Source organism: Domibacillus sp., from assembly GCF_031181085.1.
Lineage (GTDB): Bacteria > Bacillota > Bacilli > Bacillales > Domibacillaceae > Domibacillus.
This window is the reverse complement of the sequence record NZ_JAPSLE010000001.1, coordinates 102,308-123,357: the sequence shown is the minus strand read 5'-3', so window position 1 is coordinate 123,357 and position 21,050 is coordinate 102,308. Positions and strand designations below refer to the sequence as shown.

The 21,050-nt window shown below is 44.3% G+C and carries 22 protein-coding genes, 2 tRNA genes and 1 pseudogene; 12 read left to right on the top strand and 13 right to left on the bottom strand.

The window, feature by feature from the left end:
• The first annotated feature begins 63 nt into the window (after nucleotides 1-63).
• Nucleotides 64-645: a spore protease YyaC gene (gene yyaC / locus RIN81_RS00740; RefSeq protein WP_309086857.1), complete on the top strand. Its 582-nt coding sequence runs from the start codon at nucleotides 64-66 to the stop codon at nucleotides 643-645.
• A gap of 11 nt (nucleotides 646-656) precedes the next feature.
• Here yyaC and RIN81_RS00735 read toward each other — a convergent pair whose 3' ends face one another.
• Nucleotides 657-1,010, bottom strand: a complete 354-nt coding sequence (locus RIN81_RS00735; protein WP_309086856.1) for a hydrolase — start codon at nucleotides 1,008-1,010, stop codon at nucleotides 657-659.
• A gap of 92 nt (nucleotides 1,011-1,102) precedes the next feature.
• Entirely contained in the window at nucleotides 1,103-1,531 is a 429-nt protein-coding gene (locus RIN81_RS00730) for a MarR family winged helix-turn-helix transcriptional regulator (protein ID WP_309086855.1), read from the bottom strand.
• 139 nt (nucleotides 1,532-1,670) lie between these two features.
• On the opposite strand from RIN81_RS00730, the gene RIN81_RS00725 reads away from it, so the two are divergent.
• The 3 genes from RIN81_RS00725 to speD all read left to right on the top strand — a co-directional run bounded on the left by RIN81_RS00725 (nucleotide 1,671) and on the right by speD (nucleotide 3,984).
• Nucleotides 1,671-2,138, top strand: coding sequence for a DUF2798 domain-containing protein (locus tag RIN81_RS00725; RefSeq protein WP_309086854.1), 468 nt, complete (start codon nucleotides 1,671-1,673; stop codon nucleotides 2,136-2,138).
• A gap of 94 nt (nucleotides 2,139-2,232) precedes the next feature.
• Nucleotides 2,233-3,018, top strand: coding sequence for an SDR family oxidoreductase (locus RIN81_RS00720; protein WP_309086853.1), 786 nt, complete (start codon nucleotides 2,233-2,235; stop codon nucleotides 3,016-3,018).
• A 132-nt stretch (nucleotides 3,019-3,150) separates the two neighbouring features.
• Complete coding sequence (gene speD / locus RIN81_RS00715) at nucleotides 3,151-3,984, top strand: adenosylmethionine decarboxylase (protein ID WP_309086852.1); 834 nt, start codon at nucleotides 3,151-3,153, stop codon at nucleotides 3,982-3,984.
• Here the strand turns inward: speD and RIN81_RS00710 are convergent.
• Nucleotides 3,902-4,561, bottom strand: a pseudogene (locus tag RIN81_RS00710) (NAD(P)H-dependent oxidoreductase). The gene speD and the pseudogene RIN81_RS00710 sit on opposite strands and share 83 nt — an antisense overlap.
• Nucleotides 4,562-4,680: 119 nt before the next feature.
• Here RIN81_RS00710 and RIN81_RS00705 point away from each other — a divergent pair.
• From RIN81_RS00705 to RIN81_RS00695, 3 genes are all read left to right on the top strand, one after another.
• Nucleotides 4,681-5,115 carry a MarR family winged helix-turn-helix transcriptional regulator gene (locus RIN81_RS00705; protein ID WP_309086851.1) on the top strand — a complete coding sequence of 145 codons (435 nt, stop codon included), beginning with the start codon at nucleotides 4,681-4,683 and terminating at the stop codon, nucleotides 5,113-5,115.
• A gap of 199 nt (nucleotides 5,116-5,314) precedes the next feature.
• Nucleotides 5,315-5,578, top strand: a complete 264-nt coding sequence (locus tag RIN81_RS00700; RefSeq protein ID WP_375164482.1) for a DUF3243 domain-containing protein — start codon at nucleotides 5,315-5,317, stop codon at nucleotides 5,576-5,578.
• A gap of 183 nt (nucleotides 5,579-5,761) precedes the next feature.
• A tRNA-OTHER gene (locus RIN81_RS00695) sits at nucleotides 5,762-5,847 on the top strand.
• A gap of 108 nt (nucleotides 5,848-5,955) precedes the next feature.
• Here RIN81_RS00695 and RIN81_RS00690 read toward each other — a convergent pair.
• The 5 genes from RIN81_RS00690 to RIN81_RS00670 form a co-directional block, all read right to left on the bottom strand.
• Complete coding sequence (locus tag RIN81_RS00690; protein WP_309086849.1) at nucleotides 5,956-6,957, bottom strand: LacI family DNA-binding transcriptional regulator; 1,002 nt, start codon at nucleotides 6,955-6,957, stop codon at nucleotides 5,956-5,958.
• Between the two features lie 77 nt (nucleotides 6,958-7,034).
• Entirely contained in the window at nucleotides 7,035-8,423 is a 1,389-nt protein-coding gene (locus RIN81_RS00685; protein WP_309086848.1) for a glycoside-pentoside-hexuronide (GPH):cation symporter, read from the bottom strand.
• A 493-nt stretch (nucleotides 8,424-8,916) separates the two neighbouring features.
• Nucleotides 8,917-9,423, bottom strand: coding sequence for a hypothetical protein (locus RIN81_RS00680; protein WP_309086847.1), 507 nt, complete (start codon nucleotides 9,421-9,423; stop codon nucleotides 8,917-8,919).
• Between the two features lie 146 nt (nucleotides 9,424-9,569).
• Nucleotides 9,570-10,121: a general stress protein gene (locus RIN81_RS00675; RefSeq protein ID WP_309086846.1), complete on the bottom strand. Its 552-nt coding sequence runs from the start codon at nucleotides 10,119-10,121 to the stop codon at nucleotides 9,570-9,572.
• A 111-nt stretch (nucleotides 10,122-10,232) separates the two neighbouring features.
• A complete protein-coding gene (locus RIN81_RS00670) occupies nucleotides 10,233-11,285 on the bottom strand; it encodes a mechanosensitive ion channel family protein (protein WP_309086845.1) in 1,053 nt (350 codons plus the stop codon).
• A 213-nt stretch (nucleotides 11,286-11,498) separates the two neighbouring features.
• On the opposite strand from RIN81_RS00670, the gene RIN81_RS00665 reads away from it, so the two are divergent.
• Together RIN81_RS00665 and RIN81_RS00660 are read left to right on the top strand one after the other, a co-directional pair.
• On the top strand, nucleotides 11,499-12,620 hold the full coding sequence (locus RIN81_RS00665) for a mandelate racemase/muconate lactonizing enzyme family protein (RefSeq protein WP_309086844.1): 1,122 nt from the start codon (nucleotides 11,499-11,501) through the stop codon (nucleotides 12,618-12,620).
• 117 nt (nucleotides 12,621-12,737) lie between these two features.
• Nucleotides 12,738-13,739, top strand: a complete 1,002-nt coding sequence (locus RIN81_RS00660; RefSeq protein ID WP_309086843.1) for an LLM class flavin-dependent oxidoreductase — start codon at nucleotides 12,738-12,740, stop codon at nucleotides 13,737-13,739.
• 47 nt (nucleotides 13,740-13,786) lie between these two features.
• On the opposite strand, the gene RIN81_RS00655 is transcribed toward RIN81_RS00660, so the two are convergent.
• Nucleotides 13,787-15,055, bottom strand: a complete 1,269-nt coding sequence (locus RIN81_RS00655; protein WP_309086842.1) for an Nramp family divalent metal transporter — start codon at nucleotides 15,053-15,055, stop codon at nucleotides 13,787-13,789.
• Nucleotides 15,056-15,259: 204 nt separating this feature from the next.
• Here RIN81_RS00655 and RIN81_RS00650 point away from each other — a divergent pair, with 204 nt between their 5' ends.
• Nucleotides 15,260-16,234 (top strand): LLM class flavin-dependent oxidoreductase, encoded by a 975-nt coding sequence (locus RIN81_RS00650; RefSeq protein WP_309086841.1) that lies wholly within the window; start codon nucleotides 15,260-15,262, stop codon nucleotides 16,232-16,234.
• 60 nt (nucleotides 16,235-16,294) lie between these two features.
• Here the strand turns inward: RIN81_RS00650 and RIN81_RS00645 are convergent, their stop codons facing one another.
• From RIN81_RS00645 to RIN81_RS00630, 4 genes are all read right to left on the bottom strand, one after another.
• Nucleotides 16,295-16,717, bottom strand: a complete 423-nt coding sequence (locus RIN81_RS00645; RefSeq protein ID WP_251270521.1) for a hypothetical protein — start codon at nucleotides 16,715-16,717, stop codon at nucleotides 16,295-16,297.
• 304 nt (nucleotides 16,718-17,021) lie between these two features.
• A complete protein-coding gene (locus tag RIN81_RS00640; protein WP_309086840.1) occupies nucleotides 17,022-17,465 on the bottom strand; it encodes a hypothetical protein in 444 nt (147 codons plus the stop codon).
• A gap of 237 nt (nucleotides 17,466-17,702) precedes the next feature.
• A tRNA-Val gene (locus RIN81_RS00635) sits at nucleotides 17,703-17,775 on the bottom strand.
• Between the two features lie 182 nt (nucleotides 17,776-17,957).
• On the bottom strand, nucleotides 17,958-19,604 hold the full coding sequence (locus tag RIN81_RS00630) for an ABC1 kinase family protein (protein WP_309086839.1): 1,647 nt from the start codon (nucleotides 19,602-19,604) through the stop codon (nucleotides 17,958-17,960).
• 134 nt (nucleotides 19,605-19,738) lie between these two features.
• Between RIN81_RS00630 and RIN81_RS00625 the strand changes: the two genes are divergently transcribed.
• Together RIN81_RS00625 and RIN81_RS00620 are read left to right on the top strand one after the other, a co-directional pair.
• Entirely contained in the window at nucleotides 19,739-20,452 is a 714-nt protein-coding gene (locus RIN81_RS00625; protein ID WP_309086838.1) for an alpha/beta hydrolase, read from the top strand.
• Between the two features lie 79 nt (nucleotides 20,453-20,531).
• Nucleotides 20,532-21,047 (top strand): YjcG family protein, encoded by a 516-nt coding sequence (locus tag RIN81_RS00620; RefSeq protein WP_309086837.1) that lies wholly within the window; start codon nucleotides 20,532-20,534, stop codon nucleotides 21,045-21,047.
• The last annotated feature ends 3 nt before the right edge of the window (nucleotides 21,048-21,050 follow it).

Genomic DNA, 21,050 nt, shown 5'->3' with positions numbered 1-21,050 from the left:
CTTTATAAAGAGCTATATAATAAATTTAATTCTTAATAAAGAACAGAAGGGGGTTTGTCGGCAATGAGACAATGTGTAGACGATACATTTTTTGTGCATGATTTAAAAAACGAATTAAAACCTATTTTATCCAGCCGCCGGGAGATCGTTTTTGTGTGCATAGGCACGGACCGGTCGGCCGGTGACAGCTATGGTCCTTTCGTTGGTTTTAAATTAAAACAAACCTTTTTCCTCCGTAAATACACGCATGTTTCTGTGTATGGGTGCCTGGATCACCCAGTTCATGCTAAAAATTTAGCCGAAACGGTTGAACAGATCCGGCAGCAGCATGCAAACCCGCTTATTATCGCGATTGACGCCTGCCTGGGTGCCGCTGCTAACATCGGCACCGTCAGTTTAGAACAGGGTGCCTTAAAACCTGGTGCCGGCGTTCAAAAAGACCTGCCGCCAATCGGCGATTATCATATTTCCGGAATTGTTAATGTCGGCGGGTTTCTTCCGATTCAGGTACTTCAAGGTACACGCCTTTCACTTGTTTATAAAATGGCCAATAAAACGGCCGATTTTATTACGCGGGCACTTGTAGAACTAGAGTATGAGAAGAAACGGACAACTGTTGCTGCCCATGAAAAAAGGTGCGTATAACACGCACCTTTTTACCTGAAACGCTGAATTTCATCCGGGTCATCCTCTTTTCGGTCTGTTAAAATCCCCATCTGCTCAATATGCTGTTTTGCTGCTTGGTTTCCCAACAAATAAATCAGAGAATAAAGCACCCTTTGTGAAGCGTCGTAACGGTCGTTTTGCGGATCATGATGATACTCTAAATAAGGAATATGCGCACGAACAAATGCCTCCACATCGGCTCCGTGTTTATCATCCATTACCGCTTTTAACACATCGGCTTCTTTTGGGGTCGCATGAATAACAAAGCTTGGGCTGTCTATTGGCTCGGGCAGGATACTTTCACTGTTTAAATCCACATAGTATATCTGCTTTTCCTGTTCCATCTTGATCATCTCCCGCTTTTTTTATCCTGTACCCCCTGCTCCTCAAACACAAACGAAAAAAGGACAGCGTTTGCATATAAGCCGCCGCTCATTTACATGATTTTATTGTCCCAGTTCTCCTCCAGCAGCTTTTTTAGCCAGATTACGTTTTCATGTCCAATCTTTTCGGCAATCTCTTCTTCTACTTGCTGCTTCACCTCAATGATCTCCCTGCAAAAAGCGCTGCCTTTGTCCGTGAGTACCAGCACTTTGTCACGCTCATTTTTTTGTATCGTTTTGTCGTCAATATATTTTTTTTCAATAAGCCCTTTAGCACATCGATGAACGGCCTGGCGTGAAATATTCATTTTTCTTGCAGCACCGGCGATGGTTTCCGGCTGCTGCTCAAGTAGACTGAGCAAGTGCGACTCTGCCAGTGTCACATCTTCCCTGCCTGACTGTTGCCAAAGCATTCGAACCTTTTGGCGGAGCAGCAAGTGTTTGTCACTTAGCAAATCCGGTAAATAGCTCTTTTTTTGCATAATCAACCTTCCTTTTCTAATAGTCTTTTCTTAACAATAAAGAGGCTTTCACTTTATGTCAACGCCGTTGACAATAAGAAAGCGAGCCGATATAATAAATCGTCAACGATGTTGACAATATAAAAAAGGAGTTTGAATAATGGGACAAACAAAAAAGGAAAAATTCATGTTTACCATGTTGATGTGTGCAGGCATGGTCATTTTTATGAGTATGTATAACCTTCTGCTGCTCGAAGGCTTTTCTTCACACTTTTTTGGGCACTTGATTACCGGATTGATTCCCGGATTTGCCGTTGCTCTTTTGCTGGATGTATTCGTAGCGGGTCCTGCTGCACGGCTTCTTTTGAACAAGATCACAACCGAGCAAACAAAACCAATCCAGAAAATTTTATGCATGTCCTGCTTCATGATTTTCTTTATGGTTTTATTTATGTCTCTGTATGGTGTTGTGGTGAATGTAGGCATTACACCTGCTTTTCCCCAGCTCTATGCAGATACACTTTGGAAAAACGCTCTGTTTGCTCTTCCTCTGCAGCTGCTTGTAGTCGGCCCTATTGTTAGAGCCATTTTTTTGAAACTGTATGCCGAAAAAAGGGCGTTAGCTTAATCTGCTGTGTTTTTTTCTGTTCTATTTTAATGTTTTACTGCCTGTAAAGAGGGAACGTCAAAAGAAACACGTTCTTTTAACAGGAGGCATACATATGAAAAAAACCATATTCATCACGGGCGCAGGAACAGGGCTCGGACGAGGAGCTGCGATCGGCTTGGCCCAAGCAGGCCATCGCGTAATTGCGGCCACTGAAATTACCGCCCAAAAAACAGACCTGCTTCAGGAAGTTCAGGAGCAGGACCTTGATATCGATGTAATTAAGCTTGATATTACCAATCCGCGTGATACTGCCCAGATTGCGGACTATGATTTTGACATTTTCGTTGCCAATGCGGCGATTAACGAAGGCGGTCCGCTTGCCGAAGTACCAATGGACCGCTTTCGGGCCCTGTTTGAAGTAAATGTTTTTGCGACGCTCGAAACCGTTCAGATCGCAGCCCGACAGCTGGTCCAGCGCGGCAAGGGCAAAATTGTGTTTATGAGCTCCATGGCCGGTATTTCAGCCACACCCTATGTAGGTCCTTACACCGCGACCAAGCATGCGATTGAAGGGGTTGCCCAAACGCTGCAGGCGGAATTGAAGGAATTCGGCGTGCAGGTGGCGACGATCAACCCTGGAGCGTACGCAACCGGCTTTAACGACCGAAGTGCTGAAGAAAAATGGAAATGGTTCAATGAAGAAACGCATTTTACCCGGAAAGAAGATATGAAACGGCAGGAAGAAGCCCTGAAGAACCAATTCGACCCGGCGGACATGATTGCCAAGATGGTAGAAATTATACCGGCGGATCATCATAAATTCCGCACTGTTCACCCGAAGGAAACAGAAGACCAGCTAAAGAAAACCGAACAAGAACGCTGGGAAATGGACATTTAATGAGTCAAAAAAAGCGGATGCTTTTCCGCTTCTTTTTTGTGAAATTTTTTCTTAAAGGGAAAGGGTTGTTTTTTCCTCGTCTGGACGGGTAACATAAACATATCCATTATGGAAACAAAGGAGTGCGTAACAATGGTCATTAAACAAAGCCAAGGTATTCAGCTGCACGATTTTAATAACCTGACAAAATCGCTCAGCTTTAATATGTACGATATTTGCTGGACAAAAACAAAAGAAGAACGAAAAGCGTACATTGAATATATCGATGAACAATACAACGCAGACCGGCTGACAGAAATTTTAAAAAAGGTAACCGATATTATCGGTGCTCACGTGTTAAACATTGCCAAGCAGGATTATATCCCGCAGGGTGCAAGCGTAACGATGCTCATTTCAGAAGGGCCTGTTCACCCAGACTCGCGCGGGGAATCACAGGAAGAGTCACCAGGTCCCCTGCCTGACACGGTCGTGATGGCGCTTGATAAAAGCCATATTACCGTTCATACGTATCCGGAGTATCACCCAAACGAAGGAATCTCCACATTCCGGGCTGATATCGATGTATCCACCTGCGGCGAAATCTCTCCGCTAAAAGCACTCAACTACCTTATTCATTCATTTGATACAGACATTATGACGATGGATTACCGCGTGCGCGGTTTTACGCGTGATATTAACGGCAATAAGCTGTTTATTGATCACGATATTAATTCCATTCAAAACTACATTCCGAAGGATGTAAAAAATCTGTATCATATGATTGATGTGAACATTTATCAGGAAAATATTTTCCATACAAAATGTAAACTGCGCGAATTTGACCTGGATAACTATTTGTTCGGTCATACGAAAAACGATTTAGACAAAGAAGAAATTAAAAATATTACCGAAAAGCTCCATCATGAAATGGATGAAATTTTTTACGGAAAAAATATCGTCCGCGATGCAGATATTGAATCTGAATAAAATAGCCTGGGCCCTCCTTGATGAAGGAGGGCTTTTTTTCCTGATCCCCATCTTTCTTTTCCATATTGCCAAACTCAAAAAAGGTTACCCGTTTAATGCCGACAATGCCAAACAGGGCCCTTTTCATCAATACTTGGTGCGCATTATTGAGCCAGAACCGTGGATAATGTGCCGGTCCTTTCATCGTTGATACACAAACCGCCGATTTCCCTGCCAGAAGCCCTTCTGGGAAAAGTCCAGGCCTGTCACGATACGCAAAGTTTGCTGCAAACATTCGGTCAATAAAGCCAAGCAGCATGGCCGGCGGCCTTCCCCACCAGATAGGGTAAACAAACACAAGCTTATCCGCCTAGGTGATCAGCTCTCTGTAGGAAGCCAGGTCCGGATCCTTATGCATATCCCGGCGCCGCTTCGTTTCATTAAATAGTAAAGCTGGATGAAAGTTTTCTTTGTACAAGTCTATCACTTTCGCTTCATGCACCTGATCATTTTCACTGCAGCCGTCGATCACCTTTTGCAAAAAAGCGCCATTTAAGCTTTTATGGTGAGGATACGTATAAATCACCAATACATTCAAAGCACCGCCCCCTTACTTATCATTTGATAACTAAATCATATAAGGAGATTAAAAAGTTGTCAATTGATAATTGTTTTTCGATAATCAATTTGATATCGTACCGATATGAGGTGAAAACAATGACCAGCGATACATTATTCGAGCACTTTGTTTCTTTTATTGCCTCAGTCCACCGCGTTCAGCACGACCTGACAAAAGATGCAAGGCCTGAAGGGCTGACAGCTCTTCAGTACAGCATCCTCGAGCACATTGCCGTCAGCCGTCAGCCTCTTACACCGAGTGATATCAGCTCATGTTTTCATATCTCCATGCCGAATACGAGCCGTGAGCTCAAAAAGCTCACTGAGCAAGGGCTGGTTGAACGAAAAGAAAGTGAGGAAGACCGCAGAAAGCAGTTCATTCACTTGTCAGCGGACGGACGAGCCATGATGGATGAAGTGTTTAAGCAAATTCATGCACGATTTTTGGAACGAATTGGAGACACAACCAACGAAAAAATGGATACGATCGCGCATGCGCTTGATGTTCTTCAGAAACATGTCTTTTATGAATAAAAAACGTTTTTGCTAGACCCCCTTCTGTAAAAGGGCTGCATCATTTACCAGCACATTGAGATGTGTTTTTATGTTTGATTTCTCTCCAAATGGGGCAACCAAATAAGGAATACCGAAAGGAGAGAGATGTTACATGGCAGACTTAAATCGAAATGAAATTCCAGAAACGCAAGGTCAAGTAGAAGAAAAAGTACAGTCAATGGGTCAAGATAAAAAAGAAGACATTCTGGCAAGTTTTGACACCTTTAAAAATTACCTTAGCGAGAAAGTGGAAAAAGGTGAAAAGCTGGGCATGAATGAAGAGCAGCTTGCAAAAACAGCGCAAAAAGTAGCCGATTATCTGGCAGCGCATGAGGAACCGCGCAACCGTGAGGAAAAATTGCTTCAAGAGCTTTGGAAAGTCGGAAACGAAGAGCAGCAGCACCAGCTGGCTCACCTGCTCGTTAGACTCGTTCAGCAGTAATTCGCCGTTCATTTGGTCAACGCTTGAAACAGCTCAATGATCTCTAGCGGTACGATTCATGATGTAGCCTTCGGGCAAAAAAAGGACTGATATGATTCATATCAGTCCTTTTTTTTAGGTGCGGGCTTCAACATTCCGTTCATCTGTGTATAAGATTTCTTTATTTGTTTATACTAAAAACACGGACTTGTAGCTCAACGGCGAGAGCGGCCAATAGCTTCCTGGAATGACTATTGTGTATCTTGCGGGTTCAAATCCCGCCAAGTCCTTTCATGAAACGAAAAAGCAAAAAGCTTTCCCTGCTGCATTTCTTTGCTTTACAGAATAAGCAGGCCCGGGCTGTCTGTTTACCATATAAAAAAATAAGCCGCCTGGGTTTATTTTTTTTGTTTACTGACAGAATTCCTGATCATCAATTCCGTATTTACAAAAATCCGTTCCTCTGTTTCCGCCGAGCCTTCCATAAGCTCCAAAAGCTTCTTCGCACCTTGAACGCTTATTTTTTCAATCGGACGCTTTACAGTCGTTAAGCTTGGCGTGGTATATTGGGAAAAGCCAATATCATCGAAGCCAACAATAGAGATATCGTCTGGCACTTTTAATCCATGCGCAAACACGGCATTCATTGCGCCGATCGCCATGTCGTCATTGGAGCAAAAAACAGCCGTCGGCGGGTCCTCCTGTGCCAGAAGCCGCTCCATTGCCGCATAACCGCTCGGCATATCATAGCTTCCGCATTCAATATAATGGCGCTCAACAGGAAGCTGATGGCGAATAAGCGCTTCCATATATCCTTCTTTCCGCTCTACCGTCGACTTAAATCCTTTCATCCCCTTGATGATCGCAACTTTTGTATGGCCGTTTTGAATTAAATGCTCCACCGCCTGAAATGACCCTTCCCGGTCGTTTGACAAAATATTGATCGCTTTTTGTTCCTCGACCTGCCGGTTCAAGACCACAAGCGGGATTTTTTGCTGCAGAACATGATATACAAACGTGTTGTCCACTTCACTTTGGCTCATCAAAATAATTCCGTCAAACCGCAGCTTTGTAATCGACGCATAATCTTTATAATCATCGATCCCGCGCACAAACAAGTTGAATTCCTCGCTAATTACGCTGTTTACTCCTTTTACCGTTTCGGCAAAAAAGCTTGGCGACGTTCCCGTTGAAATGCTCGTAAAAAACAAGCCGATCGTATACGATTTTTTTAAAACAAGGCTTTTAGCACTGTAGTTGGGTGTATAGTTCAGCTGGGCGGCTAAATCCAGTATCTTTTTCCGCGTATCCTCCTTGATCAATACACTGTTATTCAGCGCTCTTGAAACGGTGGTGTGGGATACATTTGCGAGTTTTGCAATATCTTTAATCGTAACCATTCCATTCACCCTTTAGAACTCAAGATTTACTTCCTCTAATAGTACCATAGCCGTTCCTTGAGCACCCTACATCCCCATTATATTTTTGCTTCAAGATCTTTAATAATCTGCGCATGCTTTTCATCCGTAAGCTTGTACATAAATCCGATAATTAAAACCGCAATAGTCAGCGCTGCAGCCGGATAAAGCGTCAGCATCCCTTTAATGCCGAGCAGCGTACCAGCTGACTGCGCCACATTTGGCACATAGCCGACCAGTGTTAAACTGATACCGGATAAAAAACCAGCCAAAGACTGGGCAAGCTTGCGTGAAAAGTTAAACAACGAGTATGTAGTCGCTTCTTTCCGCTCTCCCGAAACCCATTCGCCATAATCGATAATATCGGAAACAAGCGCCCATGTAATACCGTTCGGAATGCTGATCCCGATAAACGCAATCGCAGATAAAATGGTAAATGAGTAAATGTTCGTCGGAATAAAAAAGTTCAGCAAATCGGCTGCAATACAAATGCCGAACCCAAGCATGGCCGTCCGCTTTTTCCCAAACCGGGCTACAAGCTTCGGCATGAAGATCACACCTAGAAAGGAAGAGCCGATAATAATAAAGCTCATGTTAGCAACGAGTGTCACGTTACCTAGGTTATATTCTGCAAAATACACAAGCAACGCTGATTTGATATTATAAGCAGAGATAGAGAAAATCGTCATCAAGATTAGTGTCAAAAGCGGCTTATTCGTAATGAATGTTTTGATAATTGACTTAAACGACAGCTTTTCTTTTGGCCCTCCTTTTACGACGATGCGCTCTTTTGTATTCCGGTAACAAATGAAAAATCCAATAATCCCGATGACCGACATAATTCCCATTACAACTGGATAGCCGACTTCCGCACGGTCAAACTGCACAATCAGCGGCATCACAATTACACTTGTAATGAGCAGGGCGCCCAGTGAACCGATTTGACGGAATGTGGCAAGAGACGTCCGTTCCTCCGCATTTTGCGTAATGGCCGCACCCAGCGAGCCGTACGGAATATTTGTAAACGAATAAGCAACGCCCCACATCATGTAAATGGCATACGCATACGCAAGCTTGCCTGCGGGCGGTACAGATGGTGAGATAAAAAGCAGTACAGTAACGATGGCAAGTGCTAAGCTGCCGAATAAAAGATACGGCCGAAATTTCCCACGCCTGCCGATGTTTTTTCGATAATCAATCGAGGAGCCGACAAGCGGGTCCATAACTGCATTAAACAATTTGCTGACCAGAAAAATGGTGCCTGCTGCAGCGGCTGAAATACCGGCTACATCCGTTAAAAATTTCAACAAATATAACTGGCCTAAATCGAACATAAAACCGTTTCCAAAATCGCCCATGCCATAAGAAACCTTTTCTTTTAAACTCAGCTTTTCTTTTTTGGTCTCCTGTCCTTTCGGCGCAGGATCTGCTGCAAAAACAGTACTCATCATAACCCTCCTGTGCATTGAAGTGATTGCTTGAAATCTGCTATACTGGAGACAAATGTTCTTTCAAAAGGGCTTTCTATTCTTGGTTTGGCGACTGGCGAATAGAAAGTCTTTCCTCCCTACAATACTAAAACGCTTACAAAAAGACGATACTTATTTTCTGTTATCATAGGATGTTCGGCCTGCGGGCGGCTTTTCTCCTCAGCTCCTTTCCTTTTCATCAAAATGTTAACGTTAACATTTTTATTTATCAAAAAGAAAGCCTACAACATAAACCTTGACATTGAGCAGAATAACCAAAATTTCTTTTTATGTTAACGTTAACATTTATAGAGGTATTATATCAAATCTTCCTTTAAATACAATCCTTTTATTTTCTTTCCCTTCTCTTGCGTCTCCATCAAAACCGCCGCAGCGCGCAAGAACAAGCTGATATGAGCAAAAACAAAAACTTCCCTCGAGAGGAAAGCTTTTGTCTTGAAGCCTTAATCGATCAGTTAAAATACTTTAATTCGTCCGCCAGTTTCGACCGCCTAAATTCTTTTTGACGAAGGAAATCTTTGATTTCCTCTTTCGTTTGGTAAGAAAGCCGAATATGAAAATAATTAATGTATTCAATAAGGGCAAATACGTATAAAAACAAAAACCAATAAAATGTTGCAGGAAATTCGAGCAGCTGCTTGATAAGAATAAGAACACCAACACCAATCAAACATTGATCGATCCGTTTAAACCATTGGAACATTTGCCGCTGACCTTCGGGCAAACGGGTACGGCTCCTGCGCTTGATCTGCCTCAGCTTCAAAAACCAATACATGCTTCCCTGCAGCAGAATCAGTTCTAATAAACCAAACGCATATAAAGGTGGCAAAGAGGTTAAGTATGGTTTTGTCCATTCCATTATCCCTATATACATAATCCACATACCTGCAAAAAGAACGGCGGCGAATAGTTCACCTGTACATAAGCTGACTAACTTTTTCTCTACTTTTTTTTGCATGTCATCCCCCGCTTTATTTTATTCCTATACGATTGAATCGCCCCATTAGTTTCATAAAATGGATAATGAGGAACAAAATGAAAAACCACCCTGCTGTCAGCGCAAGGCGGCTCTTTCTTTTATGGATCATGAAAGCTTGAGCTGAATTATCGTTCTCTATGGTTCCGATACGTCGCTCTTGTAGCCGTATTATGTGTTTCGAATATACGGTTGATTTCGGCTTCATGGTTTTCTTTAGCATCCACAAGCACTACAATGTTTCCTTCCTTTAAATAACGCTCATACTCTTTTGCTTTTTCCTCCGGTATACCCGCTCCGGCGAGCGCTCCAATAATACCACCGCTTCCCAGACCGACACCCGCTCCAGTCAGGCCGGCAACAATCGGTCCAGCTGCCACAATCGGTCCAATGCCTGGAATTGCAATCAAGCCTGCTCCAAGAATCGCACCGAGTGATCCGCCGAGAAGGCCGCCGGAAAGAGCACCGATGCCCGCTCCTCTTTCTGCATGTTCCAGACGTTCACTGCTGTCTGTAATAATATCTGCATTTGTTTCATGTTCAATATCGCGTACGTCCTTGCTGCTTTTTGCAAAAACGGAAATGTCATCAATGCTGTATCCTTTCAGCTTTAATTCTTCAATGACTTTAATCACCGCTTCATGCTCATGAAAGACACCGCCTATAATTCTCATTGCCATTATCCGTTTCTCCTCTCTTTGTTCAATCTTTTTCTTATTACCCATCACTCAGAAAACTAATCAACTAGACGAATAGAAAAAAAGATTCCTGCTCAGGCCAGACAGAAAAAATCATTCATATTTAAAAAGCGCTGGATCAACTGCAGGGGAAGCGAGCGTAATATCATTTTTCCTAAAAAGCTGGACAACAGAGTGACGGAGATGGCTTTCCACCTGCTCCTTGATTTCAAAACTTGTAACCGGAATCTCTACTAAAAAATCCATCGACCGGCTGCGCAAATCCACAAACCGAATATCCGGAGCAGGCACAGATAAAATTCCATCCATTCTCTCCGCTATCTTCACGGCTGCTTCCTGCAAAAGGGCTTCTACTTTTTCTGTGTCCTCTCCGTATTCGACACTGACCGACACCTGGGCCATCGTTTCCGCCCCGGTCCGGTTTTTAATAATCTGTTCAATAAAGTACTGATTCGGCACAATCAAAACGCCTTCTTTCGCTGTCCGGACAATTGTGGATCGCAGGCGGATGTTTTCTACCTGGCCGATTTTTTTATCGATTTGAATGACTTCGCCTACCTCAATCGGCCGCTCAAATAAAATAATGATGCCAGAAACAAAGTTACCCGCCACATTCCGCATGCCAAAACCGATCCCAATGCCAAGCACACCAAACAAAGCCCCAAGAGCGGTTAAATCAATGCCGACACTCGTAAAGCTGACCGCCAGTGCCACAATCATAACCATATAATAAATGATTTGATTGAAGGTATAGCCGAGTCCCCTGTCGACCCGGTAATAATCATAAACAGGCGTCAGCACATACCTCATCACAAGTTTTAAAAGCCGGTCAGCCAGCGACACAATCATAACCGCCATAATGATTAAAAAAAGAGACACATCCACATCGCCATTAGAATATAGCGGGTAAAACAGCCAGCTGCTTTTTGAAAAATAAAGCAAAAACAGGAGAATCAAACAGTAAAAGGTCACCCAGTTTAACAGAGAGGAAATGGAAGTGAAGACCCCTTTTTTCACGCCTATTTTTTTAGCAGACATAGCATTGAAAAATCCTTTTAATACCATATTCACCAAAATGACTGCCGCAAATAATCCAATAAACCATGCGAGCTGGAGGTCTGAAAAATGCTTTAAAAAATCTGTCATTCGCCCTATCACCTAACTTGTTTTACAGTTTACCGCTGAAAGTGAAAAACGGTTTTGTTTTGCTTATTCCCTTTTCGATCAGCACAAAACTCATTCAGCATTCTCCCCGTTTTCCGCTCTTCCGCCCGCCTGCTTGCGCATAAATTCAAAACGAACGTACAGAATAGAACCGTCGTATAAACGTGATCATAAACTTTTTAAGGTGGGTCCGCTATGCAAATCGAACAAATTGAAACGTTTCCCCTGCTTCATCGTCTTGCCGCCCCTTACGGAGATGCGAATGGCCCTAAGAAATATAGATCGTGTTACCTCATCCGCATTACTACCAAATCCGGTGTTGACGGCTGGGGAGAATGCATCGACTGGCTGCCTGCCCTGCATGTCGGATTTACAGAAAGAATTATCCCGTACTTAATCGGAAAATCGGCCGCTGATCGCCTGCCGTTAGTGTCCGTCATTCAAAAATGGCATAAGCGGGCGGCCGCTGCAGTCAGTATGGCATTAACGGAAATAGCCGCAAAGTCTGCCCGTCTCTCGGTTTGTGATTTGTGGGGAGGAAAATGGCGGGACCGCATACCCGTGTACGCTTCCTTTCAATCTTATTCGGACCGGGACGATTGGATCGGCCACTCTCTACAGCTTGTAGAAGGAGCAATTCAAAAGGAGTTTAGGGCCGTAAAAGTAAAAATTGGCGGCAGAACGTTTCAAGACGACCTTACACATATTCAGTCTCTGCAAAAAATGACCGAAGAACGAATTTCGCTTATTCTGGATGCCAACCAGAGCTACGATATGGCAGCGTCCCGCAAATGGGAACCTTACCTATCAAATTGGGCTAATCTTTTGTGGCTGGAGGAGCCCATGCCGCTGAACAACCTGCCCGAGTATAAGCTATTGCGTGCCAGCCTTTCTGTACCGATTGCAGGCGGCGAAAACATAAAAAGCGCCAAACAGTTTTTGCCGATTTTAACCGAAAATGCGCTTGATATCATCCAGCCGGATATTCTGCATGGGACGGGTATCAACGATTTCCGTGATGCTTTGCAGCTTGCCCGGCATTTCGGAGTTAGAGTATCTCCTCACAGTTACGACGGTGCGCTTTCACGGCTGTATACGCTTTTTGCTCAGGCTAGCCTGGCTCCCTGGACAAAAATGAATGCGGAAAATATTGAACCCGTTGAGTGGGACGTAATGGAAAATCCGTTTTCCGACCTCGTGCCTGTTACGCCATCCGGCGGCTCCGTATCGATTCCAGACGGGATAGGAATCGGAGTTGAGATTAATACGGACCTGCTTCAAGCTTACCGCTGGGACGGTTCAGTTTACTGGAAGTAAATCCCTTAACTCTTTATAGGAAAACAGACCTTTAGGGACCCTAAGCATTTCAGTTTGTTTTGGATGTTTGGACTGTTACGATAGAAAAGAAACTTCATCCAGAAAGGACAAAATGAAATGTCAAATATACACATACCTGTATCGGTTTTAAACTTGGCCCCTATCCGCAAAGGACAAAAGCCAAAAGAAGCGATTGACTCTATGATCGATTTAGCGCAGGCGGCAGAAAAAATGGGCTACAGCCGCTACTGGATTGCAGAACATCACAATACACCTACTCTTGTAAGTTCTGCTACATCCATATTAATTAAGCATACCCTTGAGCACACAAAGCATATTCGCGTCGGCTCCGGCGGTATTATGCTGCCGAACCATTCACCTCTCGTGGTCGCTGAGCAGTTCGGCACGATGGCGACTATTTATCCCGACCGTCTCGATTTAGGCCTCGGGCGTGCACCGGGCACGGATATGAAAACAGCCAGCGCTTTAAGACGCTCGCAGCATGATACGGTTTATACATTCCCGGAAGATGTAAACAGCCTGCTGACATATTTTGGTCCGGCCGCGCTGCAAGGCGATGTGAAAGCTTACCCGGGCGCCGACACCAATATCCCAATTTATATTCTCGGCTCTTCCACCGATTCCGCTTATTTAGCCGCGGAGCTTGGCCTGCCGTATGTTTTTGCTGCTCATTTCGCACCAAGGTACCTGGCAGAAGCCATTGCGATTTACCGCAACCGGTTTAAGCCATCCGACTATTTGGACGCTCCTTATATGATCGTCTGCTTGAACGTAATCGCAGCAGAAAGCGATGAGGAAGCCGAGTTCGAGTCTACAACGATGCAGCAATTTTTCTTAAACGTTGTACGCGGCTCCAGCGTACCGCTCAGCCCTCCTGTAGAAAATATGGACGAACTGTGGAGCGAACCAGAAAAACAAATGGCGTCTTCCATGTCCAGCGTTACACTGATGGGAAGCAAGGAGTCTGTCCGCGATCAGCTGACGAGCTTCCAGGATATGTACAATGTAGAAGAAATTATGGCCGTCTCTTATATTTACGATCCGGACAAGCAAAAACGGTCCTATGAAATTTTAAAAGAAATTACGGATGGGAAATAAAACAAAAAAGCAAGCTCTTCTTCCAGGAGAAAGCTTGCTTTTTTGTTTTAATTGAAAAAGATATTTTTCAGTTCATTCACTGTCAGCACAATAAATAATAAAATACTAATGCCCAGCGCAAGGTTAGACCAGCGCTGATAGCGGTCAATCGTTCCTACGTATGTTTTCTTGTTGAGCAAATAAAGCAGTGTAATTGCCATAAATGGCATAAAAATCGACCCCAGCGCCCCGTAAGCAATAATTAAAAAAACCGGCTTTCCGATAAAATGAAGCAGCATCGGCGGAAAGGTTAACCATAGCACGTAAAAACGATACGCCTTTGTTTTACTCAAATCCTCCTTGCTGATATGTTGATGGCGAATGGTCCGGATAAAATCAGCAAATAAATACGGAACCCCATTCCACACTCCAAGAACGGAGGTGAAGGAAGCAGACCAAAAGCCGATAAGAAATAAATAGCGTACAGCAGGATGCAGTTCATTTCCTAGAATAGAAGCAAAATCGATCAATCCTTTTTCACCGCTAATGTTTACATTCGTTCCATATAACAATCCTGCGCCCAACAGGAGAAGGGCAGCGGTAAACAGCGCGGTTACAATATACGCAACGGCAGAATCATAGCGGACTGCACGAATAAAGGAAGGCCCCTGCCATTTGTTTTCCTGGAGCCAGTACCCATAAGAAGCCATTGTGAGAGAGCCGCCTACCCCGCCAATTAACCCGAGCGCATACACTAATGATCCTTCTGGAAGTGTGGGAACAGCTGTATCTACAATGTCACCAAGTTGAGGTACAACCAAAACAGCAGATCCTACTACCGTAATAAACATAATGCCAACCAGCCAGTTCATTACCTTTTCAAATGTCTTGTATTTCCCCCACCAAATCAAGCCAAAACCGGCTAATCCATGAATAACGGCCCATTGTGTTAAAGAAAGATGAGGAAACAGTGCGGCCATTGCGAGGGCACAGGATGCTGTACCGGCAGCTCCATATACAAACCCCCAAATAACGGAATACACACCAAAATAGCCAGTAGCCCATTTTCCCATCATGTGCCAGCCTTCTAATATGGTGTTTCCACTTGTTAAGTGCCAACGGCCTACCCCTTCATTTAGGGCAAACTTCAAAACAGAACCGATCAAAATTGCCCAAAGAAACACCAGGCCATAATTAGCACCCGCCATCAGTGCTGCTACTAAATCACCCGCGCCTACTCCGGTGGCCGCCACGATCAATCCCGGCCCGATCACCGACGTCTTTTTTACAGGTCCATTCAACTCCTCGTGTGTCTGCATGTGCTTTTCTGGTTTCATCGTTATCCCCCTTAGTTTAATTTGATGCCGTTTACAAAAAAAATATTTTGGTAAACTAAGCCATAAAATATAGATCACTTTTATTTTACCTTTCTTTTCCTGATTAATCTCTTCTTTAAGCTCTTTTCTTTACATCTCTCCCTCGATAATCTATCTTTTGATCAAACAAACTAAAAGCTTTACGGTTAGAAAGGTTGGGATAAAATGAAGCTGAGTGTATTGGACCAGTCTGTTATTGCGGCCGGCGAAACGGGAGCGGATGCATTAAAGAAAACCGTGAAGCTGGCGCAGTTGGCAGAAGCCATGGGCTATACCCGCTTTTGGACAGCAGAACATCATAATACAAACGGAATGGCGGGATCCGCACCAGAAATACTCATTTCGCATATCGCCTCACAAACAAAATCGATCCGCGTCGGGTCAGGCGGCGTGCTTCTCCCTCAATACAGCCCTTATAAGATTGCAGAGAATTTTAAAGTGTTAGAAGCGCTGTTTCCAAACCGGATTGACTTGGGCATCGGCCGCTCCCCCGGTGGTGCAGCCGATACCCGTCTGGCTCTTACAGACGGCGTGCGGAGGAGCTTAAATGAATTCCCGAGACAAGTAAGAGACCTGCATCGTTACTTAACGGATCGAGATGAAGCGGTAAAAGCCTACCCGAAGACAAGCGGGCTTCCCGAAATGTGGATGCTGGGCATTACCCACCGCGGTGCACGGACCGCTGCCGAAAACGGAACCGCTTTTACATACGGTCATTTTATTAATCCTTACAACGGCCAAAGAGCCATGAAGCAATATCGAAGCGATTTTCAGCCGTCCGCCCTGCTAAAGCAACCAAAAGTAAATGTCTGTATTTTTGTTGTATGTGCGCCTTCTCAGGAAAAAGCAGATGAAATCGCCCTCAGCCAGGATGCCTGGCTTTTAGCCGTTGAAAAAGGAGAAGACACAAGAATTCCGACAATTGAAGAAGCCAAACGAAAAATCGTTACACAGGCAGATAAAGAAAAAATAAAAGAAAACCGAAAACGGATAATTGTCGGCACCCCGCAAAAAGTAAGGGACGAGCTTCTTGCCCTGAGCGACGCCTATCAAACAGAAGAATTTATCGTCATTGCCAACGTGCACAACTTTGAAGATAAAGTACAGTCTTATACCCGTTTGGCCGAAGTGATGTTGTAACTAAATGGACTGCTTTTCCTAAAACAAAAAGACCCTTCTGTTGTCAGAAGGGTCTTTCTTTTATGAATAGTAACGGTTTGCTCTTCTTCTAAAGAAGACCTTGCGGATAATCGCAATTAACACGACAACCGCGAGCACATTAACGAGTAGTCCTAATATAGACCCAAGCATTCCCATGCTGCTAAGCAGACTGCCAAATATTAAGCCTGCCAATCCGCCAAGCATAAGTCCTTTCATTAATCGGCTTGAGAAAAAGCTGTTCTTTTTCTTTGTGGAAAAAGTCGATTTATTAGATACCGCTGAATTAGCTTTTTTATTTTGAAACGTTGAAGTAGAAGGGCTGTTCACGCTGCCGTTTGTGCTCTTGAATCCGCCCTTGCTTCCTCTTGCTTCTACGGTTGTAGACTGATCGTGAAAAACTGCACTTCCAACCGGTGAAAACGCGATTGCTGCTGCAAGTATAGCCGTAATAAATTTTTTCAATGTTCTATCTCCTTCATGCCTATAAGCATGGTATTTTGTAGTAGATCCTGCCTCTTACCTATCTTTCCTATGACAACATACAATTAGTTGTTATGCTTGAGATAGCCCTTTCTTTGAAGGCAAACGCCTTTTAATTTATTCTTTCTCTTACACTATGATTATAGCATTTTTTACGTTTCTTTGAAAACGAATGAACTTGGGAACAGAGGCCAAAAGCAGGGCATTTAAACACTTCTATTTTATTTTTAAATTATAGTACCCCTCCATTTAACTAAAAAACATTGTATGCTGTTAAATGATTCTTTTAGTCCACGTCTATTGGATTCTTACCTTTAGACTCATAAAGTTTCAATGCTGTCCCCTGCTCCGTTATTGGATAATAGTCTACTTCACAATAATAAAGTCCGTCTTTTACTTTTGAGTAACCCTGAGTAGAAAATGAAATCATCCTTTCACCAAAGGAAACTTCCATACTTTCTGCTGTTCTTCCGCCCCCGTAGACCCAAACTTCGCATTTTCCTTCATAATGCTCGGTCTTATTCGTTAAAACATTGGGCAAATCCATTAAAGACAAAATAAAGATGAATCCAAATGCAAAAATTAAAAAAGCATACACTAGTTTATTTTTGAAAGGAATTTTGTAAGAAGCGTCCTCTTCCTTGTTCCATTTATATGAATAAATAAAAGAGGCCACTGTGGCGATAGAGCCAACTCCTGAAATAGCTAGCATTACATAAAATTCTCGCAAATACTATCATTCCTTTTTAATGATTCTTTTCTTGTTATTGTAGCGAGATACGTAAAAGAACGGTTTAACTAAACAAAAAAAGCTGACCTTGCAGGCTCAGTCCTCGTCCCTTCTGCTTGTGCGCCTTTCAATTAACAACAAAAAAACCTCCTTGGCAGACCCATATAGAGTCCTCCAGAGAGGTTTTTCCGGCTCACAAGTTGACCTCTGTGCAACTGTAAGCTTCAAAGCTTGATATGATTCCTACTGGGTTCGAACCAGCGACCTCTACCCTGTCAAGGTAGCGCTCTCCCAGCTGAGCTAAGGAATCGTTTACTGACAATTTATATTTTATTCAATAAAGCCCTCCATGTCAACAAGTTTATGTATCTTTATTGATGTAAGTTCATATTACTCTTCTTTTATGTATGTAGTATGCGGTTGATAGCCCATACCGAGCCTTGATTACAAAAAGGGGCCCTTTTCCGTCAAACGGCAAGGGCTTCCTTTTTTCTATTTAATCTTCCGCCACATAAGATACAGCACGGTCATAAAGAGAACCGTCATTAAAAACGCTGTAATGAGCGCGATAATATACGTGTTCGTCCCGGAAATCGGTGACTGGTTTCCCATGGAGACGAAAATGCCGGCCATAATAATACTGAAAGCGAGCATAATCACACTGAGGACAATGAGTGACGCCATCCGTTCAAGGCGCCTCATCAGATTGTTATCGGCGGTTACATGCATTTTCAGCTTCGGCTGGCCGCCTTCCCATTCATTCAGCGTTTCATTTAAAATACTCGGCAGCTTGTTGGCGGCCATTTTAAACAAGCGCAAAAATGAACGGGATTCGCGTATCACTTCCTTCGGATGAATACGTCCAAACAGCACTTCCTTCGCCATATCGCGCACCATGCCGGATAAGCTTGAGCCCGGATCAAGGGCAATGACGGTTTGTTCCACTTTCAGAAAAGCCTGTCCCACTTGAACAAAATCTTTTGGAATGGAAATGTGATGGCGTCCAGCAACAGCAAAGAGCTCCTGCAGCATAGCGCCCATTTGTACCTCCGCAAGCTCAATGTCCATGTAGCCCGCCATCCAGCGGCTGATATCACGCTGAAGCTGGCGCCGTTCGACCGGCTTTCGCGCACCGAGTTCGAGCACAAGCATCGACAGCGCTGCGGCATCGCGGTCAGCGAGGGCAAACAAGCAGTCTGATAACAGATGCCTCATATCCTCTGACAACCGGCCGGTGTTACCGAAATCAATCAGCCCAAGACGGCCGTCGTCCAGAAGCAGCAGGTTGCCCGGGTGCGGGTCGGCATGAAATACGCCATCGATAAATACCTGGCGCAGCACAGTTTCCGACAAAGCCCGCGCAAGCTCCTGCCGCCGCTCGACATCCATTTCTTTGATCACATTGCCCCGCAGTGATTTTCCGTTCACAAATTCCATCACTAGCATTCGCTCGGTCGTCCATTCCGAGAAAATACGCGGCACATAAATACGCTTATCTTTCATCGACTCCCGCATTCCCGCCGCTTCGGTGGCTTCGAGCCGGTAGTTCATTTCCCGGCCAAGGGCCGCCGCAAAATCATCAATAATCGCTTTTAAGCTGATCTGCCGCGCAAGCTCGGAGTTTCGCTCAGCAAGGCTGGCCAGCTGGCGCAAAATCGAAATGTCGTTTCGAATCACCGGTTCGATGCCCGGCCGGCGAATTTTGATCGCAACCTCTGTTCCATCTTTTAAAGCAGCGCGGTGCACCTGTCCAATTGACGCGGCACCGAGCGGCATTTCTTCTATATACAACAGCCAGTCTGCAATCGGCTGTCCCGTTTCTAACTCCACAATTTTGCGAATATCATCAAACGGCATTGCCGGTGCACTGTTTTGCAGCTTGGCAAGCGGCTCTGTCCAGGATGGAGGCAGCAGATCGGTTCGCGTGGATAAAAACTGCCCAAGCTTCATAAAAGTCGGACCCAGATCTTCAAGCGCCCGCCGCAGTTCTTCGCCTTTTACATTTTGTTCTTTGGCGGCCCAGCGTGTGAACGGAATTTTTTCCGCCAGCCCAAGATCTTTTATGTATCCGGCAAAGCCATGCCTCGCAAAAACTGCCACGATTTCCGGCGCGCGCCGGAGCGTCCCGATTTTCACCACATTGTCACCTTCTCCGTTTCCATTATTTTGTTCATCATACCATACTCACTGCTGCCTCTGCTTGAAAAAGAACATTTATTCCCTTTTGGTCATGGTACAATAAGCTGACTGCATTTTTCACAGGAGGTTTTGACATGAAACGCGGAACCATTCAGGATCACTTTATTCATTCAGCCGAATTAGGAGAAGACGTTTCTTTTTTGGTATACGTGCCGGCAGACTTTTCACCGATGTTTTCGTATACCTTTTTAATCTGCCAGGACGGCAAAGACTACTTTCAGCTTGGACGGCTCCCGCGCCTGGCCGATGAACTGCTCGAAGCGGAAGAGATAGAACCATTGATTATGGTTGGCATTCCCTATCTTAACAAGCACGACCGGCGCGAAAAGTATCATCCGGACGGCGTGCAGCAATCCGCATACATACGCTTTCTCGCCAATGAACTTGTCCCTTATTTGGACGAGCAATTTCCGGGGCATGGCAACCGTTTTAGCCGTGCGCTCGCGGGCGATTCCCTTGCTGGTACCGTTTCCTTTATGGCAGCGTTAAAACATCCAGATTTATTCGGGCGCGTCCTGATGCATTCGCCTTTTGTGGACAGCACCGTAATGAATTTAGCCGAATCAGCAGAAACCCTTCCTTCTCTTTATCATGTGATTGGCACTGAAGAAACAGATGTGCTGATGACAAACGGCGAACGGGCGGACTTTCTGACGCCGAACCGGGCGCTTTCTTCGCTCCTATCCAGCAAAAGAACCGACTATTTTTATGAGGAGTTTGCCGGCAATCACACATGGACTTACTGGCAAAAAGACATGAAACGGGCGCTTTTAAAAATGTTCGAGTGAGGCCTGCCTCCCATTCTGCATTTTTGAAAACGTTTGGTATACTAATAGAGAAAAGGTTATTTTAAAGGAGTGAATGAACATGAAATACGGTATTGTCATTTTTCCATCAAAATCTTTGCAGGATAAAGTAAACGGTTACCGGAAACGGTACGATCCGCATTATGCGCTCGTGGCTCCTCATATTACGTTAAAAAGCCCATTTGACGCAGATGAACAGGATATAAGCAAGATTGCAGAGCAGCTGCGCCGTGTTGCTTCGCTTCATCAGCCGTTTTCGTATCACGTCAGCAAAGTTAAATCGTTCGAACCGGTAAATAACGTGATTTATTTTAAAGTGGATCCGAACGATACACTCACTTCTTTATATGAAATGCTCCATACGGAGGAATTTCCAGGTGAGGAGCCGTACGGATTCGTTCCCCACATTACAATCGGCCAGAAGCTGTCTAATGATGAACATTCCGATGTATATGGAGCCCTGCAGATGGAATCGATTGATTTAACGGAAAAAGCAGACCGTTTTCATTTGCTGTATCAGCTTGAGAATGGCTCATGGACAGTTTATGAAACATTTTTACTTGGGAAGGATGCATAAAAC